Source organism: Chthonobacter albigriseus (genome assembly GCF_013839445.1).
GTDB lineage: Bacteria > Pseudomonadota > Alphaproteobacteria > Rhizobiales > Pleomorphomonadaceae > Chthonobacter > Chthonobacter albigriseus.
This window is the reverse complement of record NZ_JACDIT010000007.1, coordinates 166358-190073: the sequence shown is the minus strand read 5'-3', so window position 1 is coordinate 190073 and position 23716 is coordinate 166358. Positions and strand designations below refer to the sequence as shown.

At 67.3% G+C, this 23716-nt stretch carries 17 protein-coding genes; 11 read left to right on the top strand and 6 right to left on the bottom strand.

Annotated elements, in window-relative coordinates:
* Positions 1-49: 49 nt before the first annotated feature.
* Positions 50-988 (top strand): flagellar motor stator protein MotA, encoded by a 939-nt coding sequence (gene motA, locus HZ321_RS17550; RefSeq protein ID WP_342343871.1) that lies wholly within the window; start codon positions 50-52, stop codon positions 986-988.
* A gap of 22 nt (positions 989-1010) precedes the next feature.
* Positions 1011-1907 carry a flagellar motor protein MotB gene (locus HZ321_RS17545; protein ID WP_181703691.1) on the top strand — a complete coding sequence of 299 codons (897 nt, stop codon included), beginning with the start codon at positions 1011-1013 and terminating at the stop codon, positions 1905-1907.
* A gap of 121 nt (positions 1908-2028) precedes the next feature.
* Here the strand turns inward: HZ321_RS17545 and HZ321_RS17540 are convergent, their stop codons facing one another.
* A complete protein-coding gene (locus HZ321_RS17540; RefSeq protein ID WP_181703690.1) occupies positions 2029-5232 on the bottom strand; it encodes an AsmA-like C-terminal region-containing protein in 3204 nt (1067 codons plus the stop codon).
* A gap of 189 nt (positions 5233-5421) precedes the next feature.
* Here HZ321_RS17540 and HZ321_RS17535 point away from each other — a divergent pair, with 189 nt between their 5' ends.
* The 3 genes from HZ321_RS17535 (at position 5422) to HZ321_RS21870 (ending at position 8149) form a co-directional block, all read left to right on the top strand.
* Positions 5422-5892 (top strand): peroxiredoxin, encoded by a 471-nt coding sequence (locus HZ321_RS17535; protein WP_181703689.1) that lies wholly within the window; start codon positions 5422-5424, stop codon positions 5890-5892.
* Positions 5893-5899: 7 nt separating this feature from the next.
* A complete protein-coding gene (locus HZ321_RS17530; protein WP_181703688.1) occupies positions 5900-6760 on the top strand; it encodes a ferritin-like domain-containing protein in 861 nt (286 codons plus the stop codon).
* A 96-nt stretch (positions 6761-6856) separates the two neighbouring features.
* Positions 6857-8149, top strand: a complete 1293-nt coding sequence (locus HZ321_RS21870; RefSeq protein ID WP_181703687.1) for a M23 family metallopeptidase — start codon at positions 6857-6859, stop codon at positions 8147-8149.
* A 76-nt stretch (positions 8150-8225) separates the two neighbouring features.
* On the opposite strand, the gene prfB is transcribed toward HZ321_RS21870, so the two are convergent.
* The 3 genes from prfB to HZ321_RS17510 all read right to left on the bottom strand — a co-directional run bounded on the left by prfB (position 8226) and on the right by HZ321_RS17510 (position 13408).
* Positions 8226-9357, bottom strand: a protein-coding gene (prfB, locus tag HZ321_RS17520) for a peptide chain release factor 2 (protein WP_181703686.1) whose coding sequence is annotated in 2 segments (ribosomal slippage) — positions 8226-9287 and positions 9289-9357 — 1131 coding nt in all. Because the reading frame shifts where the segments join, the coding sequence is not laid out codon by codon here.
* Between the two features lie 131 nt (positions 9358-9488).
* A complete protein-coding gene (locus HZ321_RS17515) occupies positions 9489-11948 on the bottom strand; it encodes a penicillin-binding protein 1A (protein ID WP_181703685.1) in 2460 nt (819 codons plus the stop codon).
* A 203-nt stretch (positions 11949-12151) separates the two neighbouring features.
* Complete coding sequence (locus HZ321_RS17510) at positions 12152-13408, bottom strand: N-acetylmuramoyl-L-alanine amidase (protein ID WP_181703684.1); 1257 nt, start codon at positions 13406-13408, stop codon at positions 12152-12154.
* A 713-nt stretch (positions 13409-14121) separates the two neighbouring features.
* Here HZ321_RS17510 and HZ321_RS17505 point away from each other — a divergent pair.
* Positions 14122-16704: a ribonuclease E/G gene (locus HZ321_RS17505; RefSeq protein WP_181703683.1), complete on the top strand. Its 2583-nt coding sequence runs from the start codon at positions 14122-14124 to the stop codon at positions 16702-16704.
* Between the two features lie 64 nt (positions 16705-16768).
* On the opposite strand, the gene HZ321_RS17500 is transcribed toward HZ321_RS17505, so the two are convergent.
* A complete protein-coding gene (locus HZ321_RS17500) occupies positions 16769-17920 on the bottom strand; it encodes a pyridoxal phosphate-dependent aminotransferase (RefSeq protein ID WP_181703682.1) in 1152 nt (383 codons plus the stop codon).
* Positions 17921-18056: 136 nt separating this feature from the next.
* On the opposite strand from HZ321_RS17500, the gene HZ321_RS17495 reads away from it, so the two are divergent.
* From HZ321_RS17495 to accC, 5 genes are all read left to right on the top strand, one after another.
* Positions 18057-19436 carry a M48 family metalloprotease gene (locus HZ321_RS17495; protein ID WP_181703681.1) on the top strand — a complete coding sequence of 460 codons (1380 nt, stop codon included), beginning with the start codon at positions 18057-18059 and terminating at the stop codon, positions 19434-19436.
* Between the two features lie 31 nt (positions 19437-19467).
* Positions 19468-20238, top strand: coding sequence for a DsbA family protein (locus HZ321_RS17490; RefSeq protein ID WP_181703680.1), 771 nt, complete (start codon positions 19468-19470; stop codon positions 20236-20238).
* Between the two features lie 125 nt (positions 20239-20363).
* The gene (gene aroQ / locus HZ321_RS17485; protein ID WP_181703679.1) at positions 20364-20804 is read left to right on the top strand and encodes a type II 3-dehydroquinate dehydratase; all 441 of its coding nucleotides are present in this window, start codon (positions 20364-20366) and stop codon (positions 20802-20804) included.
* 25 nt (positions 20805-20829) lie between these two features.
* Positions 20830-21297, top strand: a complete 468-nt coding sequence (accB, locus tag HZ321_RS17480; protein ID WP_181703678.1) for an acetyl-CoA carboxylase biotin carboxyl carrier protein — start codon at positions 20830-20832, stop codon at positions 21295-21297.
* Between the two features lie 14 nt (positions 21298-21311).
* Complete coding sequence (gene accC / locus HZ321_RS17475; protein ID WP_181703677.1) at positions 21312-22664, top strand: acetyl-CoA carboxylase biotin carboxylase subunit; 1353 nt, start codon at positions 21312-21314, stop codon at positions 22662-22664.
* A gap of 40 nt (positions 22665-22704) precedes the next feature.
* Here accC and dusA read toward each other — a convergent pair whose 3' ends face one another.
* Positions 22705-23703 (bottom strand): tRNA dihydrouridine(20/20a) synthase DusA, encoded by a 999-nt coding sequence (gene dusA / locus HZ321_RS17470; RefSeq protein WP_181703676.1) that lies wholly within the window; start codon positions 23701-23703, stop codon positions 22705-22707.
* Between the last annotated feature and the right edge of the window lie 13 nt (positions 23704-23716).

The window sequence follows — 23716 nt, the reverse complement described above, 5'->3', positions numbered from 1 at the left end:
TGCCCGGGGCGAATGCCTTCAGGCTTATGGTCCGAAACTCGACATTAAGGTGGATAGGGAACACTGCAGATTAGAACTGGCTTCGCAAAGGCCGGACCTGCTTCGGCGCGAGGGTGGCATTTCAATGCGTTTGATCGTCGGTGTAATCGTCGTCTTCGCCTGCGTATTCGGCGGCTATATGGCGATGGGCGGCCATATCGAGGTTCTTTGGCAGCCGTTCGAGTTCGTCATCATCCTGGGTGCCGCGATCGGTGCCTTCATCATCGGCAACACTGCGCCGGTGCTCAAGGCCGTGCCCTCGATGCTCCTCACGCTTGTGAAGGGTCCCAAGTACAAGCGTGCGGCCTATGTCGAACTCCTGGCAATGCAGTATGCCATGTACAAGTTCGTGCGGCAGAAGGGCCTGCTCGAGTTCGAAAAGCACATTGAAGATCCGCACGAGTCGACGCTGTTCAACGCCTTCCCGACTTTTGCAGCAAACCATCATGCGGTCGAGTTCGTCTGCGATTACATGCGCATGGTGACCATGGGCGCCGACAACGTCTATCAGATTTCCGATCTCATGGACGAGGAACTGGAGACGCACCACCAGGAGCAGGAGCGGGTCGTCGCGGCCATGCAGTCGATCGCCGACGGAACCCCGGCGCTCGGCATCGTCGCCGCCGTGCTCGGCGTGATCAAGACGATGGGGGCGATCACCGAGCCGCCGGAGGTGCTGGGACATCTGATCGGCGGCGCGCTGGTCGGAACCTTCTTCGGCGTTTTCGTCGCCTACGGCTTCTTCGGGCCCATGGCGCAGTCGCTCAAGAGCATCTTCGAGGCTGAATCCAAATACTTCCAGTCCCTCAAGGCGGGCCTTCTGGCCCATATCGGCGGACAGCCGCCGGTGATGGCGGTGGAGTTTGCCCGCAAGGCCCTGATGAGCGACGTCCGCCCGACGTACAGCGAAGTAGAGGCGGCAACCTCCGAAGTGCCAGCAAATATCTGACGTCATTCAACGCGGTAACACGATGGCCAAGTCAAATCAGCCGATCATCGTCAAGAAGGTCAAGAAGGCCGCCCATGCGCATCATGGCGGAGCCTGGAAGATTGCTTATGCCGACTTCGTGACCGCCATGATGGCGTTCTTCCTGCTGATGTGGCTGATCAGCATGACGACGCCGGAGCAGAAGGTCGGCCTGGCGGAATACTTTACGCCAGCGGCTCTGAGTGAGAGCACAAGCGGCGCAGGCGGCGTCCTGAACGGCAATGCCATCGCCCATTCCGGCAACCAGTCGTCGGGCGCGCGACCCGACATAAGCCGGCGCGACCCCTCCATGCCTCGCGATGCGGCGATCGGCGCCGCCGGGAAGGCCGATGGTGGCCAGGGCAGTGCCGGTGATAGCGACTCCAACCGTCCGGCGGCGGCCGAGAAGGCGTACCATAGCGCGGCGGCCAGCATCCGGCAGGCGCTGCAGGCGATGCCGGAGGTGACGCCCTACCTCAACAATTTCCAGATCGAAGTCACCGACACCGGCCTCGACATCGAGATCGTGGACCAGGATGGGCGGCGGATGTTCGCGGACGGGTCGAAGGTTCCGCTCGGCCCTGCGAACATCATGGTCGCAGCAATCGCTCCGATCCTGCAGCGCCTCCACGCCCAGGTCACCATTGCGGGCCATACGGCCGCAGGCGGGCGCTACGCCGACCCCGTCTACGGGCCGTGGGAGTTGAGCGCCGACCGGGCCAATATGGTGCGTGCGATCCTCACCCGATCCGGGCTTTCCGATGAAAACATCAGTTCGGTGGTCGGCCGGGCTTCCACCGAGCCCTATTTCGTCAATGATCCCTTCATGTCCTCCAACGATCGGGTGAGCATGAGTGTCGTCTTCCGGCCCCCGCCGCTTCCCGAGGAGCTGCAGCCGTAGGGTGGCTCGGGAACTGACCCCGCTCGCCGTAATCTAGCTGCGCCGTCGCGAGCGACGGCGGAAGCCGGACAAAGGGCAGATCGTCTTCAACCCGATCCCGTTCGCCGCGTGCCGTTCCCCGTCAGCCGAGTTCGAACAGCTTGCGGAAGATGCCCGGCGCGATGACCGACAGTGGGTTGACCGACAGCGTCGGGTCGTCGACCGGACCGGTCAGTCGGAACGTGACGCCGAACAGCCCTGCCCGCCCCCCTGCGAACACCGTCTGGCCGAGGATGGGGATCTTGCCGAGGAGGCTGTCGAGCGCGCTCGCCGGGAGATAGGAACCGGACAGGCGCAGCGAGTCCCGCCGGAAATCGATGTCGCCTTGGATCGACAGGCCGGCCGTGTCGGCCCTCACGATACCGTCCTCGATCTGCAGCACGCCGAGGGCGAAGCGGATCTGGAAGATGAGCCGCTTGATGTCGGCGGTCGTCGTACCGGCCGCCGGTCCGTCCGTGACGGCCTTCGACAGCCGCGCCAGCGCCGGCTCTTCCACGATCCGCCAGCGGCTGCCGTCCACGGTGGCCGTGAACAGGCCGGACGGCTCGATCACGCCGGTGACCCGGGCGCGCCCGCCGTAGATCCGAGGGTAGAGGTCGAGGAAGCGCATCAAACGCCCCACCTCGCCGGCCTCGATCTCCACGCGGCGCTGGCCGCCTGCCGGCGTGACGGTGGCCGACGCCGACCCGCCGCCGGCGGTCTGCGCGGTGAACGACAGCGCTCGCGTCCGCCCGTCCACCACCCGTGCCGCGATGTTTACGCCGGCAAGCGCCTCCTCGCCCCACCCGGTCACCGAGCCGACCTCGATGTCGAGTTCCAGCGGCGCACCGATCTCGGCCCCTTCGTCGCCCTTCTTCCACTGCTGGCGGATGAAGGTGCGCGCGTCGAAGCGGTCTCCGGTGATCGCGACCTTGTAGCCCTTGTCCGCCCGCGTGACCTTGACCGCGATCCGGTCGCTCTGCGACAGGCGCACGCGCGGAAAAGCCGCCGAAACCAGCGCACCGTTTCCGTCCAGCGCGAGGCTGCCCTCCAGTCGGGCGCCGCCACCCTCCAGGACGATGGCCTCCACCGTCGTCCGGCTGCCGGTCTTGCGAAGCGTGAAGGTCGCCTTGCCCGGCTTGCCCTTCGCCTTCGCAAAGCCGATGGCCGGCACGCTGATGCTCGCCTTCGTGAGGTCGGCGGTGACCTGCTGGAGCGTTTCGCCGTCCGTCCCCTTCTGGTCCTCGACGGTCACCGTCACCGGCCCCGACAGGAGCCCCGATGCATCGAGCCCGAGCTTGGCGCGGTCGTCGTCGCCGAGCACCAGCCGCACCGCCGACGACCCGCCGGCGTTCCCCTTCAAAGGCCGGGCGATGTCGATCTCCGCCTTGACGCCGTCCACGGACGCAGTCCCGGTGATCGCCGCCATACCGCCCTGCAGTGCGATCGTGATTTCCCCGTCCCGGATGGTGCGCCCGTCCATCGGTTCGGCGATGGCAAGATCGGCGAACCGGACCTCGCCGCCGAAAGTGACCTGCGAGGCAGGAATGTCCTTGATCAGGGGCAGCCTGAGGCGGATATCCGCCTCGGCTGAACCGGATACCGCATCCGACGCCGCCGGCAAATCGACGTCGTCTGAAAGCGGGAGCCGCTCCCAGAGTGCCACGGCGTTCTCCGCCGGGCCCGCCAGTGACAGCTCGACCTCGCCGATCGTCGGATCCGGCCCGATGTCGGCGATGATGAACCTGCCGCGGGCCGCCTCGAGCGTGCGGCCTTGACCGAGGTCGACCAGACCGCGGTCGAGCGTAATCTCCAGTCGATTGCCGACCAGCGTTCCGGTGCCGAAAGCGTTGATGATGGGAGGGCCGTCGTCGAGCGGACTGAAGGCAAGGCTCTCGAAGCGGAAGTTCAGCGCCGCCGCCGTGCCCGGCCCGCCGACTGCGTCGTCAGCCACGGACAGGTCGACGGTAGCGTCCTTGATCAGGCCGGCGCTCACGTGCCGGGTGACCCACGACCGCGCCTGCGGCGAGATCGCCCCCGGCCACAGCGTCTTCAAGGCGTCCACGGACAAAGTCGGGAACACGCCCGACAGGGCGCCGGCCACATGCCCGCGCCCATGGTTGAACCTCATCGCCGCAGCGAAGCTGGCGCCGGGACCGCTGGCGGTGAACTGGTCGACCACCAGTTCGCCGGCGCCCGGGTCGTAGCGGCCGGACAGGTCACCGGAGGCCGTCGGCGTATTGCCGGTATGGGCGATCAGCTTGAGCTTGAACGGCCAGCTGGTACCCGTGCCGCCGGGAAGCCCGACCGTTCCCGTCAGGATGCCGTGGCCGCCCGGAACCACCACCGGCGACGGATCGATCACCAGGGTCCGGTCTTCCGGCCGCCAGCGGACCTCCAGCCGGCTGCGGCCGAGCAGCACGCCCGCCTGTTCGCCGCCCTCTTCCACCGGCCCGACGGTCAGCTGTCCGTCGCCCTCCACCATGGCGCCGCCCTCCGTCAGGCCGATCCGCCCCGTGAATGTCGCCGGACCGTAGGCCAGCGGGGTGGTCTCGCCCGCCAGGGCGCCGAGATCGGCGATGTCGAAGCCGTTGGCCTGCAGGTCGACGAGCCGCGCGCTGCTCCCCTCGCCCGGTCCGACGCTCGCCTGGACCGACCACGGCCCGGTCAGCCCCTCCCCCACGAGAACCGCCTCGACCCGCTCGCCGGCCCGTTCCGCGGTCACCGCGGCCTTCTCCAGGACGGTGCGTCGTGCCGTCTCGCCGCTCCGCCGGGTGATCGTGATGGCGTCGACGTCGAGATAATCGAGTCCGGTGCGGCCGAGGCCGCGGTCGATGGTGGCGATCAGATCGGGAATCGCCGGGATCGGCGCGTCGTTCTCCACCGTCTCCAGGAACACGTGGTCGACGATCACCCGCTTCAGCGCCGTATCCCGGCCGAGCAGGGTGGCCCAGCTGGTGGTCACGGCCAGCGTGTCGATCGAGGCCGAGGCGCGGCCGGGCACGTTGACGGAGATATCCCGCAGGTGGATCTCCGGCTTGAAGTCGGCTGCGATCCGCATGCCTACGACGCCGACCGTCGCCTGCGCCTCCGGGCCGAACGCGGCGGCGAGCGCCGTCGCGATCCGCTGGGTTCCAAGGTCGGTGTAGAGGGGACCCGAGAGCAGGCGAACGAACAGCGCGCCGATGGCGAGACCGAGAAGCAGGACCAGACCGGCGACCGCGAGCGGCCACCGCCTGCCGCGCCCTCGCGGCGTGGGATGATGCGCGCCCTCGTAGCCGTTCTCCGGATCCGGTCCGCTGTTCAAATCAGGTACCTTCCTCCCGTTCGTCGGGTTCGCACACCGCTTCGCCCCGCGTCAACGCAGGATGCGGTTTTTCCGGTGGCAAGCACCGGCAACCCCCAAAGATCCACCCGCCCCCGGCTTGCGTAACGGTCCCGCCGGGTGCCAGAACAACCCGGACTTCCAGCCAACCGATTGCGAAGGACCACCGCGATGACCGATGCCGTGACCGAAGGCAGCCCGGCCCCCGACTTCACGCTCCCGACCGACGGTGCGGGTTCCGTTTCCCTCTCCGCCCTCAAGGGCAAGCCGGTCGTTGTCTACTTCTATCCCAAGGACGACACCTCCGGATGCACCAAGGAGGCGATCGGCTTCTCCTGCCTGAAGGACCAGTTCGACGCCATCGGCGCGACCGTGATCGGCATCTCGCCCGACAGCGCCAAAAGCCACGAGAAATTCCGCGGCAAGTACGAGCTCGCCATCACGCTGGGCGCCGACGAGGACCGCAAGGTCATCGAAGCCTATGGCGTCTGGGTCGAGAAGTCGATGTATGGCAAGGCCTACATGGGTGTCGATCGCTCCACCTTCCTGATCGGTCGCGACGGCAAGGTTGCCAAAGTCTGGCGCAAGGTGAAGGTTCCCGGCCACGCCGAGGAAGTGCTCGCCGCCGCCAAGGCGCTCTGAGGCCGCGATGGTCGAGGTCCCGTCGTCCCCCACCGAACTGCCCGACATCGTGCTCGGCGATACCCTCTACGAGCGGTCGCGGCAGATCGTTTCGACGGCCGACCTCGGCCACAAGGTCGCCCTCGCCTACCGCACCGCGCGCGACTGGTATGCCCGCCGCCTGGCGCGGGGATCCGGCCGCACCGCAGCGGCCATGCCGCCGCGACCCGGTCGGCCGGACAAGCCCGTTCTCCTCGCCCCGCGCGACATGCCCCGCCGCGCGCGCGGCGGTGACGGCGCCGGCAAGATCGCGCTCGTCCATTCGCTGGCGCACATCGAGCTGAACGCCGTGGACCTGACTTGGGACCTCGTCGGCCGCTTCATCGACGAGGACATGCCGCGCTCCTTCTTCGACGACTGGGTCCAGGTCGGGCTGGAGGAGGCCAAGCACTTTTCCATGCTGGACCGCCGGCTGAAGGAGCTCGGCGCCGCCTACGGGGACCTGCCCGCACACGACGGCCTATGGCAGGCCGCGGAGTCGACCGGTCACGACCTGACGGCGCGCCTGGCGGTGATACCCCTCGTCCTGGAGGCCCGCGGCCTCGACGTGACGCCCTCGATGAGCGACAAGCTGCGCGCCGCCGGCGACGAGGCCACGGCCGGCATCATCGACGTGATCTACCGCGACGAGAAACGCCACGTGGCCTTCGGAGCCAAGTGGTTCCGCTTCCGCTGCGATCGGGAGCGACGCGCGCCCGAGCCGGCCTTCCACGCCCTGGTGCGAACCTACTTCCGCGGCCCGCTCAAGCCTCCGTTCAACGATCGCGCCCGATCGGAGGCCGGCCTCACCCCCGGTTTCTACAAGCCGCTGGCCAGCCTCACCGGCTAACGCCCCGGTGCATGCGAATAAATCTTTGTTAACCCTAACCGTTTCTAATCAACTCACGACTTCAGAAGAAGCGTGCGTTGGTTGGAGAACACTCCCATGGCGAGAGAACGCGCCGAAGATCGGTACCGCCCGCGCCCTCAGGCGACACGGCGCATCGTGGTGGTCAAGGGAGACGACGCGCGCAGCTACACGGTGCGGCCGTGGATCGCCGGGCTGGTCGCCATCTGCGGCATCGCCCTGTCGGTCGGTTACATCGGCTCGACCGCCTATCTGCTTTTCCGCGACGACCTGATCAACGCATCGTTCACCCGCAAGGCCGATCTCCAGCAGGCCTACGAGGACCGCATCGCCTCGCTACGATCCGAGATCGACAAGATCGCCTCGCGCCAGCTCCTCGATCAGGTCGCCTATGACGAGAAGGTCGAGCGCCTTCTCGCTGCCCAGCGCAATCTCGACGATCGGCAGAAGGCGGTCTCCACGCTGCTGGACCAAGCGCGCTCCAGCGGTCTCCTGGACGACGCGGCAACCGCCGACGACCGCGCGGCCGCCGATCCGTCGATCACCGGCAGCACCGCCGACAGCTATGCCGCCGATACCACCGCGGCCGACATCGAGCGCCGTTTCGCCGCCCTCGGCGAATCCTCGGCGACCGTGCCGGTGGGACCGGACGGCAAGCCCGACCTGAAGGCGCTCGCCAGCGATCTCAATCGCATGACCGCCGAGCAGGCCGCTGCCGTTCAGGCGATCGCCAATGCCGCCGAAACCCGCGCCGATCAGGTGGCGACGATCGTCGAGCGGCTCGGCGTCACGGTGAACGTCGCCAAGACCGCCTCGGTCAAGTCGGACAGGGTGGACGAGGCGCTCGGCGGACCGTTCATTCCGATGAACAGTCCGGAAGCGCTCGCCTCCGCGATGGCCGACGCGTCGGCCGCCTTCGAGAAGCTCGGAGTGATCCGCAAGGCCGTGGGCAAGCTCCCTGTCGTGGCGCCGCTCGCCTCCGGCTCGGTCACCTCGAATTTCGGCTCCCGTTCCGATCCCTTTCTGGGCTCGACCGCCTTTCACGCCGGCATCGACTTCCGCGCCCCGACCGGCCGCGACGTGGCGGCGACCGCGCCGGGCACCGTCGTCACGGCGGGCAGGAATGGGGGTTACGGCAACATGGTGGAGATCGACCACGGCCACGGGCTGACCACGCGCTACGCCCACCTGTCCAAGATCAAGGTCGAGCTGGGCCAGAAGGTCGCCCGCGGCGCCATCATCGGCGAGGTCGGTTCGACCGGCCGTTCGACCGGCCCGCACTTGCACTACGAGACCCGCGTGAACGGCACCGCCGTCAACCCGATGACCTATCTGACGGCCGGCCGCCAGATCAAAAAGCTTTTGCACTGACAGCCGACACAACTCACCGCACCTGTTCGGCTGAAAGGGCCCGGGACCGACGAGGTCCCGGGCCATTCCTTTGCGGTCAGTCGATATCGCGAACTTCGCCGCGTTGGGTCCCGAAGGCCCGCATGGCCAGCGTCGCCTCCATGAAGGGGTCGAGGTCGCCGTTGAGCACGCCGCCGGTGTCGCTGGTCTCGTGGCCGGTGCGCAGGTCCTTGACCATCTGGTAGGGCTGCAGGACGTAGGACCGGATCTGGTGGCCCCAGCCAATGTCGGTCTTGGAAGCCGCCTCGGCGTTCGCCTTCTCCTCGCGCTTCTTCAACTCCAGTTCGTAGAGACGCGCCCGCAGCATCGCCCAGGCAGTCGCGCGGTTCTTGTGCTGCGACCGTTCCGACTGGCACGACACCGCGATACCCGTCGGCAGATGCGTGATGCGCACGGCCGAGTCGGTGGTGTTGATGTGCTGGCCGCCGGCGCCCTGTGCCCGGTAGGTGTCGATGCGGCACTCGCTCTCGTTGATCTCGATCTCGATCCGATCGTCAACCACCGGATAGACCCAGACGGACGAGAACGACGTGTGCCGCCGCGCGTTCGAATCGAAGGGCGAGATGCGCACCAGCCGGTGCACGCCCGACTCCGTCTTGAGCCAGCCATAGGCGTTGTGGCCCTTGACGACGATGGTGGCGCTCTTGATGCCCGCCTCTTCGCCGTCGTGCTCCTCGAGGAGCTCCACCTTGTAGCCGCGCTTCTCGGCCCAGCGGGTGTACATGCGCAACAGCATGTTGGCCCAGTCCTGGCTCTCCGTGCCACCCGCGCCGGCATTCACTTCCAGATAGGTGTCGTTCGCGTCGGCCTCGCCGGAGAGCATTGATTCGATCTGCTGCCGGGTGACCTCATCCTTGAGGCCGCGCAGCGCATTCTCGGCATCGGTGACGACCGTCTGGTCGTCCTCCATCTCGCCGAGTTCGATCAGTTCGACATTGTCCTTCAGGTCGCGCTCGAGGCGCAGGTAGCCGTTGATCCGGCTCTCCAGGTCGGTGCGCTCGCGCATGATCTTCTGCGCGCGCTCCGGGTCGTTCCAGAGGCTCGGATCTTCGACGAAACCGTTCAGTTCGGCCATTCTCTGCTGGGACTTGTCCCAGTCAAAGATGCCTCCTCAGCAGGGCCATACCCTGCTTGATCTCGTCGACGATGGCCTCGATCTCGGTACGCATGACGTATCCTTCGAAAGGGAGGTTGATCGGTTCCGCCCGCTCGCCGACGCCGGACGGTCCGCCGCGCGGAAAAGCGCGGCGGGCGGAACATAGGGACGGGCGGCAAGGATGTAAACCGCCTGCAGCGGCGGTCAGTAGAGCCCGCCGGTACCGCTCACGGCGGCGCGGTCGGCCTCCGGGTTGACGGTGGTCGGCCCCTCGTAGAAGCCGCCGTCGTAGCCGATGATGTCGTAGGTATCGGCCGGCCCGGTGCCCGGCTTGAAGGCCTCGATGATCGTGCCGTCGCCGCCGTAGGAGCGCATGCCCGTCTTCTTGTCGATCGGGATCAGCGACATGCCGTCCGGAACGCGGAACTCCACCGGCGGCTGGCCGGCCATCGCCACCTGCATGAAGTCGCGGAACACCGGCGCCGCCATCTGGCCGCCGGTCGAGCCGTGGCCCATCGGCTTGGGCGTGTCGTAGCCGAGAAAGACGCCGACGGTGAGGTCCGGCGTGAAGCCGACGAACCAGGCGTCCTTCTCGTCGTTGGTGGTGCCCGTCTTTCCGGCGATCGGCCGGTTCAGGCTCTTCACCACGGTGGCGGTGCCGCGCTGGACGACGCCCTCCATCATCGAGGTGATCTGGTAGGCCGTCATCGGGTCGAGCACCTGCTCGCGCTCGTCGATCAACTGCGGCTCGTCCTGGCCGCGCCAGCCTTCCGCGTTGCAGCCCTCGCAGATGCGCTGGTCGTGCTTGTAGACCGTGCGGCCGAACCGATCCTGGACGCGGTCGATCAGCGTCGGCTGCACCCGGCGGCCGCCGTTGGCGATCATCGAGTAGGCGTTGACCATCCTGAGCACGGTCGTCTCGCCGGCGCCGAGCGAGAAGGAGAGCATCGGCTTCATGTTGTCGTAGACGCCGAAGCGCTTGGCGTACTCGGCCACCAGCGGCATGCCCATGTCCTGCGCGAGGCGCACGGTCATTAGGTTGCGCGAACGCTCGATGCCGGTGCGCAGCGTCGACGGGCCGCCGAAGCCCCCACCATAGTTCGACGGCTTCCAGAGGCCGAGGCCGGCGCCCTGGTCCACCTCGATCGGTGCGTCGAGCACCACGGAGGCGGGCGTGTAGCCGTTGTCGAGCGCCGCCGAGTAGACGAACGGCTTGAACGACGAGCCCGGCTGCCGCATCGCCTGCGTGGCGCGGTTGAACTCGCTCTGGGCGTAGGAGAAGCCGCCGGCCATCGCCTTCACGCGGCCGGTTGTCGGGTCCATCGCGACCAGCGCGCCAGAGATCTCCGGCACCTGACGCAGCCGATAGCTGCCGCCGGAGCCGATCTTCTCCACGTAGACGACGTCGCCGGGCGTGAGTACGTCGGACACCGCGGAGACCTTGGCGCCTTTGCGCGGACCGGTGGCCCACTTCGCCCAGGTGACCTCCTGCAGGGGGACCACGCCACGTTCCCGATCGACGACGACCTTGCCGGTCGGCGTCTTCGCCGGCTGAAGCCCGATCACCGCTTCGCTCTCGCCGGCCGAGAGCACGACCGCCAGCCGCCACTCCGGCAGATCCCAGAGTGCGGGAACGGCGGCGAGCGCGATGCCCCAGTCTCCGGACATGTCGATCGTGGCGACAGGACCGCGCCAGCCGCGCTCCATGTCGTATTTCATCAGGCCCTTCTGCAGGGCCTTGCGCGCCATCACCTGGACCTTGGGATCGAGTGTGGTGCGCACCGAGAGGCCACCCTCGTAGAGGCCCTTCTCGCCGTACATCGCGAGCAATTGCCGCCGGACGTCCTCGACGAAGTAGTCGGCCGCGAAGACGCTCGCGCCGCGGTTCCGGTTGACCACCTCGATCGGCTTCAGCTTCGCCTCGGCAGCCTCCTCCGGCTTGGCGTAGCCGTTCGACACCATCTGGTCGAGAACCCAGTCGCGGCGCTCCTTGGCACGGTCCGCGAACTTGTAGGGGTTGTAGTTGTTCGGCGCCTTCGGCAGCGCGGCGAGATAGGCCACCTCCGCCAGGTCGAGCTCGGCCACCGACTTGTCGAAGTAGGTGAGCGACGCGGCGGCGATGCCGTAGGCGCCGAGGCCGAGATAGATCTCGTTGAGGTAGAGCTCGAGGATCTGCTCCTTGGTGAAGGCCTGCTCGATGCGGAGCGCCAGCAGCGCCTCCTTCACCTTGCGCTCGATCGACTGCTCGTTGGTCAAGAGGAAGTTCTTGGCGACCTGCTGGGTGATCGTCGACGCACCGACCGGGCGGCGCCCCGCGGACACCAGCTCGACGTTCTTCACCATGGCCGCAGCGATCGACACCATGTCGACGCCCGGATGGCTGTAGAAGTCCTTGTCCTCGGCGGAAAGGAACGCGTGCTTGACCCGCTCCGGGATCAACTGGATCGGCAGGAACAGGCGCTTCTCGCGCGCATACTCGGCCACCAGCTGGCCGTCGGCGGCATGCAGCCGGGTCATCACCGGCGGCTCGTACTTCTTCAGCTGGGTATAGTCCGGCAGGTCGCGGTTCATCGAGGCGAGATAGGCCGCCACGCCCCCGGCGACGATCAGGAACATGAAGGCCCCGATCGCAAACAGCCAGCCGAAGAACCGCACGAAAATCATGACCAGTCGTCTCTCCAAACCGTCCGGACGCCCTGCGATCCGGATCGGCTGCACACATCCCCGGGGCGGCTTCGACCTGCGTTCCGCCTGGGTGCAGAAGGCCGAAGCGCCGGGCCGGGTTCCCTTATGCGCCACCCTTGTCCGGGTTTATGGCGAACGTGGGACCGCCTCGTTGCACCCATGCCACAAAATACAACGGATTGTCAGGGGTTGGCTGCCGCGAACTTGGGTCCAAAGAAGCGCATGACGGCGTTACCCACCGCTTCGCTGACTTTCGTCCGCCAATCGTCCGACGTCAGCAGCTTCTCGTCTTCGGCGTTGGAGAGATAGCCGATCTCCACGAGCACGGAAGGAACGTCGGGAGCCTTCAGCACCCAGAAGCCCGCCGAACGGTGCGGATTCTTGATCATCCGCGTGGTGTTGGAGAGTTCGGTGACGAGGTTGTTGGCGAAAGCCGAGGAGAACGTCCGTGTCTCCCGGCGCGTCAGGTCCATCAGGATGTCGCTGACCTCGTCGGTATCCTCCTTGCTTTCCAGACCGGCAATGGAGTCGGCCGCGTTCTCCTTGGCCGCCAGCGCCGCCGCTGCGGTGTCGGACGCCTTCTCCGACAGCGTGTAGACCGTGGTGCCGCGGACGAAGTCCTCGCGGGTCGAATCGGCATGCACCGACACGAAAAGGTCCACCGCCTGGTCGCGCGCCATTCGTACGCGCTCGCGCAGCGGGATGAAGCGGTCATCCTCGCGGGTCATCACCACGTCGACTTTGCCGGTCGCTTCCAGCCGCTGCTTGAGCTCGAAGGCAAACTTCAGGACGATGTCCTTCTCCAGGACGCCGCTCTGCGCGGTGGCGCCCGCGTCGAGCCCGCCGTGTCCAGGATCCAGCATCACGAGCGGTTTGGCCCGGCGCTGTGACGGCGCCATGCCGAGCAGGTCGCCCTTCCCCGCATCCACAGTGTTGGAGGCCTCGCGGGTCATCGCGGTCTTCTGCAATTCCGCCTGGAACTCAGCCGGCGTGGTGCGCACCAGATCCACGACAAGTCGGGCCGGCTGCGCTTCAACGGCCGCCAGGACGAAGGCCTTGTCGATCTTCACCGGCATCGTGGTGTCGAGCACGATTCGTGACCGGCCGCGGGCGAACAGACCGTAGCGCCAGCCGGTGACCAGCCCGCGCCCCGTCAGCCCGGCATCCGTGGGAAGCTCGAAGGCGACCTCCGGCAGGTCGATCACCACCCTGTAGGGATCGCCGAGCGTGAAGGCGCCGATCTCTACGTCGGCGGAGAGGTCCAGGATGAACCGCGTACGCTCTTCGTCGCCGGCGACGCGCGCGTCATTGGCAACCGGAACCGGCCCGCCGCTGGAGACGGGGGGCGGCACGGCGCTTCCCTCCGTCTGCGCAGCGGCGTAGAGCGGCGAGAGGCAGCAGGCGACGAAGAAGGCCAGCGCGGCTATGGCACGCGTCAAGGAACACTCCCGGATTTGGGCGCGAGTGTAGCAGCGCACCATCCGCCCGCCTACCCGCAATGGGTTAACGAGACCTTACCCGACTGTGCAACCGGCGGATCGAACGACCAGAAACACCTGCTGATCGCATGATTTGGCGATACGGACCAGTGTTGTTGTGTCGTCCTCGCTTGCATTGCCCGGCAAGGCCACTTAAAAGATCCAGCAGGAGCCCGAATCCTCGCCTCGGTATACGAGAGCGGCCAAGATGGCACCCTCTTCCGTCCCTTCGGGATGGTGTTCGAGGGAGCCGAGAACGGGGCTCGCGACGATGCGCGGACGCCGGTCGGCAATCTGGAGCGAACCCGGCCTCCACCTCCTCTCCGGCCCATGCAACGGGCCGGTCGTGGTGGTGGAAATCTTGGGCCGTGCTGAATCACCGAAAAGATGACGGTTCCGCCGTGCGGCCGACGACCGCCGGCCAGACGCTTTTCGATCCGCCGTTCTCCGGCGGTGACGCGAGTCAGGAACGAGCCGAACGTGCCGATATCGAGGCCGACTGCGACCAGGCAAAATCCGGGAGTGCGTATCGCCTCCGGCATGGTCGTCGAGTCGTTCTTCGGGCGCCCGGCGTCGGCTCCAACCCCCACCACCCCCATTGACGGCCTTGCGCGCCCCTTGCTGCCCGATCGCGGGCGGCCGGGCGCTTTCGCGCGGCCGGGAGCTTCCCTTTCATGCCCAACAAGATGCTTATCGATGCCACCCACCCGGAGGAGACCCGGGTAGTTGTGGTCCGCGGGACCCGGGTCGAGGAATTCGACTTCGAGTCAGCCACCAAGAAGCAGCTCAGAGGTAACATCTATCTCGCTAAGGTCACACGCGTGGAGCCCTCGCTCCAGGCGGCCTTCGTCGAGTACGGCGGCAACCGCCACGGTTTCCTCGCCTTCTCCGAAATCCACCCGGACTACTACCAGATCCCCGTCGCTGACCGGCAGGCCCTGATCGAGGCTGAGGAGCGCGAGGAGCAGGAAGAGAACGAGCGCCGGTCCAAGTCGCGCCGCGAACGCGAGCGCGAGCGTGAACGCGCTCCGGCAGCCGCGGCGGTCACCGAGATCGACGAGGGTTCCGTCACCGAGATCCATTCCAACGGCAACGGCAACGGCGACGACGACGAGGACCATGTGGAGTCCGTCGGCGCGGAGGACGCGCTGGAGGAAGTGCCCGAGCGGCGCAAGCCGCGCATGCGGCAGTACAAGATCCAGGAAGTCATCAAGCGGCGCCAGGTGCTGCTGGTCCAGGTGGTCAAGGAAGAGCGTGGCACCAAGGGCGCGGCGCTTACCACCTACCTGTCGCTGGCCGGCCGCTATTCCGTGCTGATGCCGAACTCCGGCCGGGGCGGCGGCATCTCGCGCAAGATCACCAACATCACCGACCGCAAGCGCCTCAAGGAGATCGCCCACGATCTGGAGGTGCCGGAAGGCATGGGCGTCATCCTGCGCACCGCGGGAGCCGCGCGCACCAAGGCCGAGATCAAGCGCGACTTCGAGTATCTGCTCCGCCTGTGGGAGAACGTGCGCGAACTGACGCTGCAATCCTCCGCGCCGACCCTGGTCTATGAGGAAGGCTCGCTGGTCAAGCGCTCCATCCGCGACCTCTACAACAAGGACATCGACGAGGTTCTCGTCTCCGGCGACGAGGCCTACCGCGAGGCCAAGGACTTCATGCGCATGCTCATGCCGAGCCATGCCAAGAACGTCCAGCCCTACCGCGATGTGGTGCCGATCTTCGCCCGCTTCAGCGTCGAGCCGCAGCTGGACGCGATGTTCTCGCCCCAGGTGACGCTCCGCTCGGGCGGCTACATCGTTATCAACCAGACCGAAGCGCTGGTCTCCATCGACGTCAACTCGGGCCGCTCCACGCGCGAGCACAACATCGAGGACACCGCGCTCGCCACCAACATGGAGGCCGCCGAGGAGGTGGCCCGCCAGTTGCGCCTGCGCGACCTTGCCGGCCTGATCGTCATCGACTTCATCGATATGGAGGAGTCGAAGAACAACAAGTCGGTCGAGCGCAAGCTCAAGGAATGTCTGAAGAACGACCGCGCCCGCATCCAGGTCGGCCGCATCTCGCACTTCGGCCTGATGGAGATGAGCCGCCAGCGCATCCGCACCGGCGTGCTGGAAGGCTCCACGGAAGTCTGCACCCACTGCCTGGGCGCCGGCATCGTCCGCTCCACCGAGTCGGTGGCGCTGCACGTGCTTCGCGCGCTGGAGGACCAGCTGCTGAAGGGCGTGACGCACCACCTGACGGTGCGCACCCGCACGGGCGTGGCGCTCTACATCCTGAACCAGAAGCGCAAGCACCTGGCTGATCTGGAATCCCGCTTCGGTCTCGTCCTTACGATCTCGGCCGACGAGCACCTCGGCAACCAGCATTTCGCGCTCGAACGCGGCGAGCTGATCCTGAACCCGCTGCCGCCGCCGACGCCCTCCACCCTGACGCCGGAAAGCGTTCAGCCCTTCGACGAGGATGATCTCGCCGTCGAGGAGCTCGAGGAGGAAGAGGAGGGCGAGGAGGAGACCACCGAGACCCGCGCTCGCAACGGCGAACCCCGCCGCGAATCCGAGGGCGACGGCCAGAACCGCCGCCGCCGCCGTCGTCGGCGCCGCCGGCGCGGTGGTCCGGGCGACACGCCCGGCGAAGGCGCACAAGCGGGCTCCGCCGGTGACGAGTTCGAGGACGGCGACGAATCGGAGGGCGACGGCGAAGCCGTTGCCGCCGAGGGCGCGTCCGAGGAAGGTCGGGCCGACGAGGTTTCCGCCGAAACGAGCGAAAGCGATGAGGCCGCCGAGGCCAAGCGCCGGTCGCGACGTCGCGGTCGCCGTGGCGGTCGCCGCCGGAACGGCAAGGATGGCGAGATGATCGCCGGCGACGAGGAGGCTTCGGACGTCGAAGCGTCCGGCGAGGAGGCGACGGTCGCTGCTTCCGACGAGGAAGCCGCTCCGTCCGTCGACACCGCCGCGGCTCTTCCGGCCTTCGCCTCGCAACCCGTCGAGTTCGTGGCCGAGGAAGCCGCGCGTGCGGAATCGGTCGACGACGACACGGCGGCAGATGAGGACGAACCCGCGGCCGAGGTCGAGGTCGACGAGCCCGCGGTCGAGGAAAACCACGCCGAGCCGGCTGCCGCTGCCGAGCCTGCACCGGCTCCGGAGCCTGCGGCGGCTCCCGCCCGCAAGCCTACGCCGGCCCGGGTCGAGGTCGAGGACGACGACCGGCCCAAGCGTTCCGGCTGGTGGCAGCGCCGCAGCTTCTTCTGATCGAAAAGAGACGGGCGCCGAAAGGCGCCCGTTCCACATCAGCTTGCCGACGTCTCCTCGGCGATCAGCGCTTCAGCCAGCCTTCCAGCCGGTCACAGGCCGCCTGCATCGCCTCGTGGGTGCCTGCGAAGGAGAAGCGGATATAGGCGTGGCCGCGTTCCGTGTCGAAGTCCGGCCCAGGCGTGGCCGCCACCCCCGCCTCGTTCAGCATCCGGCGGGCGAAGTCCAGGCTGTCGTTGGAGAAGCGCCGGACGCTGGCGTAGACGTAGAATGCACCGTCCACCGGCAGATACTGGTCGAAGCCGATCGCCGGCAGGCGGTCTAGCAGCAGCGCCCGATTGGCGGCATAGCCGGCCTTCACAGCTTCCAGTTCCTCGACCGCCTCGAAGGCGCCGAGTGCCGCGCGCTGGGAGATCTCGGAGGGCGAGATAAAGAGGTTCTGCGCGATCCGCTCGATCGGCCGCACCAGCGCTTCCGGCAGCACCATCCAGCCGATCCGCCATCCCGTCATGCAGTAGTACTTGGAGAACGAGTTGATCACGACCACGTCGTCGCCGAACTCCAGCGCCGTGGTCTCTTGGCCCTCGTAGACGAGCCCGTGGTAGATCTCGTCCATGATCAATGAGATGCCCATCAACCGGCAGGCGCCCATCAGGTCGGCGATGCCCTGGCGCTCCATCATCGTACCCGAGGGATTGGCCGGCGAGGCGACGATCAGGCCCTTGAGCGGGCCTTCGGCATGCACCGCTTCCAGCATGGCGGGCGTGACCTGCCAGCGGTTCTCCGCCGTGGTCGGAATCTCGACGACCGTGAGTCCGAGCGCCTGGAGAATGTTGCGGTAGGCCGGGTACCCGGGGGTTGGCAGTCCGACCCGGTCGCCGACGTCGAACAGCGCCAGGAAGGCGAGATTGAAGCCGCCTGACGAGCCGCTGGTGACAGCCACACGCTCGGCCGGCACCCGGACGCCGTAGCGGTCGGCGTAGTGCCGGGCGATCCGCTCGCGCAGCTCACGCAGACCGAGCGCCTCGGTATAGCCGATCCGCCCACGCCGGAGCGCCGCCTCCGCGGCCTCCCGCACCTTGGCCGGGATCGGTGCTCCTGGCTCTCCGACCTCCATGTGGACGACTGGCGTGCCGGCGCGTTCCAGCGCGTTGGCGGCCGCCATCACGTCCATGGCGATGAAGGGCGAGACCGCACTGCGCTTGGAAGGCTGCATCCGTTTGAACCCTCTCCCGACTGGATTGACCGACCACCCTGCCCGACCCTACCTTCGCGCTCCGTCGGACGGCCCCTCTGCTACCAGCCGATCCGCGGCAAGACCAGCCCTCAACGGGCGCCTCTCGGAGACACCCATGGCCGAACGGCTTTCGCTCACGCTCGTGGCCGGCCTGACCGCCCTCAGCCTTGTCGTCACGTCCGCCCTGCCCGCCCTCGCCCAGGAACGCGGCCGCCGCGTCGCCCTGATCCGCGACGCGGAAGCCGAGGCGCTCGTCCGCGACTATGCCCGCCCGATCCTCAAGGCCGCCGGGCTCGGCGCGGCGAACATCGAGATCAAGATCGTCAACGACACCAACTTCAACGCCTTCGTGGCCGACAGCCGGCACATCTTCATCAACGCCGGCACCTTGATGCAGACAGAAACGCCGAACGAGCTGATCGGCGTGATCGCGCACGAGACGGGCCATCTCGCCGGCAACCATCTGGCGCGTCTGCGCGAGGCGATCGTCAAGGCGCAGATCCTGGCCGCGATCGGCATCCTCGCGGGCGCCGCAGGCGCGATCGCCGGGTCCGCCGGCGGCAACAAGCAGGCCGCGCGCGGCGGCGTGGCGGCGGCGGCCGGAGGCGGGCAGATCGGCATGCGCAGCCTCCTCGCCTACCAGCGGACCGAGGAGTCCTCGGCCGATCTGGCCGCCCTCAGCTACCTCGCCAAGACCGGGCAGTCCGCGCGCGGCATGATCGCCACCTTCGACCGGCTGTCGCGCCAGCAGCTTTTCGGCGCCGCCTTCAACGACCCCTATGTGCTGAGCCACCCCCTGGCGGCGGACCGCATCATCCAGATCCGCGAGACCGCCGAGAAGAGCCCGCACTGGAATGCGGTCGACGACGTCATGCTGCAGCACCGTCACAACATGGTGCGGGCCAAGTTCATCGCCTTCACCGGGGCGGCCCAGAAGACCGCGCGCGCCTACCCGCCCAACGATCAGAGCCTGCCGGCCAAATACGCGCGCGCCATCGTCGCCTATCGCTACGGTGACCCCCGGTCTGCGATCGCCGCAGTGGACGAGTTGATCGGCATCGACCCGAAGAACCCCTACCTCCATGAACTCAAGGGCCAGATCCTTCTCGACACAGGATCCCCCAAGGCCGCGGTCGCGCCCCTGCGGAAGGCTGTGAGCCTCGATCCCGGCGAGGGTCAGATCCGTGTCCTGCTCGGCCAGGCGCTGATCGCCGCCAACGGCGACGGCGACATGAAGGAGGCGATCGAGCAGTTGACCAAGGGCCTCGGCAACGACCCGGACAACGCGATCGCCTATCGGCAGCTTGCCATCGCCTATGCCCGGACGGGGAACATCCCGATGGCGGACCTTGCGACGGCCCAAGGCGCCTTCGCGGCGGGTGACGTCAAATCGGCCAAGCAGTATGCGATGCGCGCTCAAGCGAAATTGAAGCGGGGGTCGCCGGCGTGGCTTCGCGCCGACGATCTGGTCACATACAATCCGAAGAGATACTGAACAGACGACCTTTGAATCGGAGTCCCTGAGCATGCCCTCGTCCGCCCTTCGAGCCGTCCTGGTCGCCGGCTTCCTGTCCGCCGCCACGTTCCTGGGGCCGGCGACATCCGCGGCGGAAATTTCGGCGGTCGACAAGGACGCGATCGAGGCGGTGGTGCGCGACTACCTCGTCAACAATCCGGAAGTGATCGAAGAGGCTCTCGTCGCCCTGCAGAAGAAGCGGCAGGACGCGGAAGCCGCTGCGCGGGTTGCCGCCGTCGGAGAGGTCAAGGACAAGCTCTACACCAGCCAGCGGCAGGTGGTACTCGGCGACCCCAAGGCGCCGATCACTCTGGTCGAATTCTTCGACTACAACTGCGGCTACTGCAAACGCGCGCTGGAGGACACGCTCGCGTTGCTGGAGGACGACAAGGACGTGAAGATCGTCCTGAAGGAGTTCCCGGTTCTCGGACCGGGTTCGGTGGAGGCCGCCCGCGTGGCGATCGCCGTCAACCTGGCCGCGCCGGACAAGTACCTGGACTTCCACAAGGCGCTCCTGCTGGGTCCGGGTCAGGCCGACGAGAAGCGCGCCATGGCGGCCGTCGAGGAAGCGGGCATCGATCCGGCCGCCGTCGAGGCGCGCCTCAAGGATCCTGAGGTCGCATCCACCCTGGAGGAGGTCTACACGATCGCCAACAAGCTGGGGCTCTCCGGCACGCCTTCCTATGTCCTGGCCGACGAGGTCATCTTCGGCGCGGTCGGCATCGACGACCTGCGCGCCAAGATCGTCGCCGTCCGCGAGTGCGGGAAGGCGACCTGCTGATTGCGCCGGAGGAACCCACACTGGCGTCGGGTTCCTCCCTTTTTTTCCGGAAAGCGAATGCCTATAAGGGTGTTCCCGCAGGGGCGGCACGCTGTCGCGATTCCCTGCCTTTCGGATGAACCCCTTTGGCGCGCGACGTCCTCGTCCTGAACGGACCCAACCTCAACCTGCTCGGCACCCGCGAACCCGGCGTCTATGGCGCGGCGACGCTGGCCGACGTCGAGGCGTCCTGCCGGCAGAAGGCCGACGCGCTGGGTCTGAGCCTGGATTTCCGCCAGACCAACCACGAGGGCGTCCTGATCGACTGGATCCACGAGGCCGGCCGCCGCGGCGCGGGCGTCGTGATCAATCCGGGCGCATACACCCATACTTCGATCGCTCTGCACGACGCCATCAAGGGAACCGGCGTGCCGCTGATCGAGGTCCATCTGTCCAATGTCCACGCGCGCGAAACCTTCCGCCACCACTCCTACGTATCGCCTGTGGCGAGCGGAGTGATCGTCGGGCTCGGCCCCCAGGGCTATCTCCTCGCGTTGGATGCCATCGCCGCGATCCTCAGCAAGTGATCCAGGCCGGAGTGCAGACCAGACGATGACCACCAAAGCGATCGACTACGACCTCATCCGCAAGCTCGCCGAGATCCTCGACGAGACAGACCTGACCGAGATCGAGGTCGAGCAGGACAAGCTGCGCGTCCGCGTGGCTCGCATGCCGGCGCCCGCGGCGGCCTATGCGCCTGCCCCTGCCCCCGCCGCCCAGGCGGCAGCGCCCGCCGCGCCGGCCATCGCCCCTGGTGAAGTGAAGGCGCCTGACCCCGCCACGCATCCCGGCGCCGTCTCCTCGCCGATGGTCGGCACCTGCTACCTCGCGCCCGAGCCCGGCTCGCGAAACTTCGTGGAGATCGGCGACAGCGTCCGCCAGGGCCAGACCGTGCTGATCGTGGAAGCGATGAAGCACATGAACCAGATCGCCGCGCCCCGTGCCGGCAAGGTCACCGCCATCCTCGTGGACAACGGTCAGCCCGTCGAATACGGCGAACCGCTGATGATCATCGAGTGAGCGGCGCAACACGCATGTTCAACAAGATCCTCATTGCCAATCGCGGCGAGATCGCCCTCCGGGTGCTGCGCGCCTGCAAGGAACTCGGCATCGAAACGGTGGCGGTCCACTCCACCGCCGACGCCAACGCCATGCACGTGCGCCTCGCTGACGAGAGCGTGTGCATCGGCCCGCCGCCGGCCCGCGACAGCTACCTCAACATTCCGAGCCTGCTCGCCGCCTGCGAGATCACCGGCGCGGAAGCGGTCCACCCGGGCTACGGCTTCCTGTCGGAGAACGCGCGCTTCGCGGACATCCTCTCGGCGCACAACATCGCCTTCATCGGCCCGTCCGCGGAACACATCCGCATCATGGGCGACAAGATCGAGGCGAAGAACACCGCACGCCGGCTCGGCATTCCCGTGGTGCCCGGATCCGACGGCGCGGTGACCACCGACGAGGACGCGATGCGGATCGCTGCCGAGATCGGCTACCCCGTGCTGGTCAAGGCTGCCGCCGGCGGCGGCGGGCGCGGCATGCGCGTCGCCATGACCGAGGACGAGATGTCGTCGGCCCTGTCGGCGGCCCGTTCCGAGGCCAAGAACGCGTTCGGCGACGACAGCGTCTACATCGAGAAGTATCTCCTCAAGCCGCGCCACATCGAGATCCAGGTTCTCGGCGACGGCAAGGGCAACGCCATTCATCTGGGCGAACGCGATTGCTCGCTCCAGCGCCGGCACCAGAAGGTGTGGGAGGAGGCGCTCTCGCCTGCCCTCAACCAGGAACAGCGCGACCGTATCGGCGGCATCGTCGCCGATGCCATGGCCGAGTTGAAATACTCCGGCGTCGGCACGATCGAGTTCCTCTACGAGGACGGCGAGTTCTACTTCATCGAGATGAACACCCGCCTGCAGGTGGAGCATCCGGTGACCGAGATGATCACCGGCATCGACCTCGTCAACGAGCAGATCAAGGTCGCCTCCGGCGCCTCGCTGACGATCCGCCAGTCGGACGTCACCTTCAACGGCCATGCCATCGAGTGCCGCATCAACGCGGAAAACCCGGCCACCTTCGCGCCGTCGCCCGGCAAGATCACGTATTGGCATCCGCCCGGCGGGTTGGGTGTTCGTGTCGATAGCGGCGTCTACCAGGGCTACAACATCCCGCCCCACTACGACAGCCTGATTGGCAAGCTGATCGTCCACGGCCGCACGCGCGTGGAATGCATGATGCGGCTGCGTCGCTGCCTGGACGAGTTCGTCGTCGACGGCATCCAGTCGACGATCCCGCTGTTCCGCCACCTCGTCGACAACCAGGACATCGCCAACGGCATGTACGACATCCATTGGCTGGAGAAGTGGCTGGCAACGGATCCCTTCCAGGCCTGATCGAAGCAGTGCCGTAGCCGCGTTGCCGCAGCCTTGGTCGTCAGGCGACGGCGGCGCGTTCCGGCCGGCGCACCGCCGCGAGCGCCGCGTCCAGCACCTCCAGCCCCGCGCCGGCCTTGACGCCGCCCTCCGTGAGGATCCGCCGCCAGGCGCGCGCGCCGGGCCGTCCATGGAAGAGCCCCAGCATGTGCCGCGTGACCTGCCCCAGCCGCCCGCCGGCCGCAAGGTGTTCGGCGATGACCGGCCGCATCGCGTCCACCGCGTCGAAGAGATCGGTGTCGGGCTGGTCCACGCCGTAGATCCGACGGTCGACGCTCGCGAGCAGGCCGGGATCGTGGTACGCGGCCCGCCCGAGCATCACCCCGTCCAACCCGACCGCGAGCAGCCGCTCGGCATCGTCCAGCGTGGCGATGCCACCATTGATGCCGATGAAGACTTCGGGCAAGCGCTGCTTCAGCCGCAGCACCCGGTCGTAGTCGAGCGGGGGAATGTCGCGGTTCTCCTTGGGACTGAGGCCCTTCAGCCAAGCCTTGCGTGCATGCACCCAGAGCGCATCGGCCCCCGCCTGGAGCACCGCATCGGCTAACACGTCGAGAGACTGCTCCGGATCCTGGTCGTCGACGCCGATCCGGCATTTTACCGTGACGGGAACCGAAACCGCTGCTTTCATCGCGGCAACGCAGTCCGCCACCAGATCCGGCTCGCGCATCAAGCATGCCCCGAACCGACCGGACTGGACCCGGTCGGACGGGCAACCGCAATTGAGGTTGATCTCCACGTAGCCGAAGGCCTCGCCGATGGCCGCCGCCTCGGCCAGTTCGCCCGGATCCGAACCGCCGAGCTGCAACGCCACCGGCTGTTCGTCGGGGGAAAAGCCGAGCAGCTTGGGACGGTCGCCGAACCGGATCGCCGCCGACGTGACCATCTCCGTGTAGAGCAGCGCGCGCGACGTCAACCGCCGATGGAACCGCCGGCAGAAGCTGTCGGTCCAGTCCATCATCGGGGCTACGGCGAAGGCGTGCTGGGGGTATCCGGCCATCAAGTCGATCTTC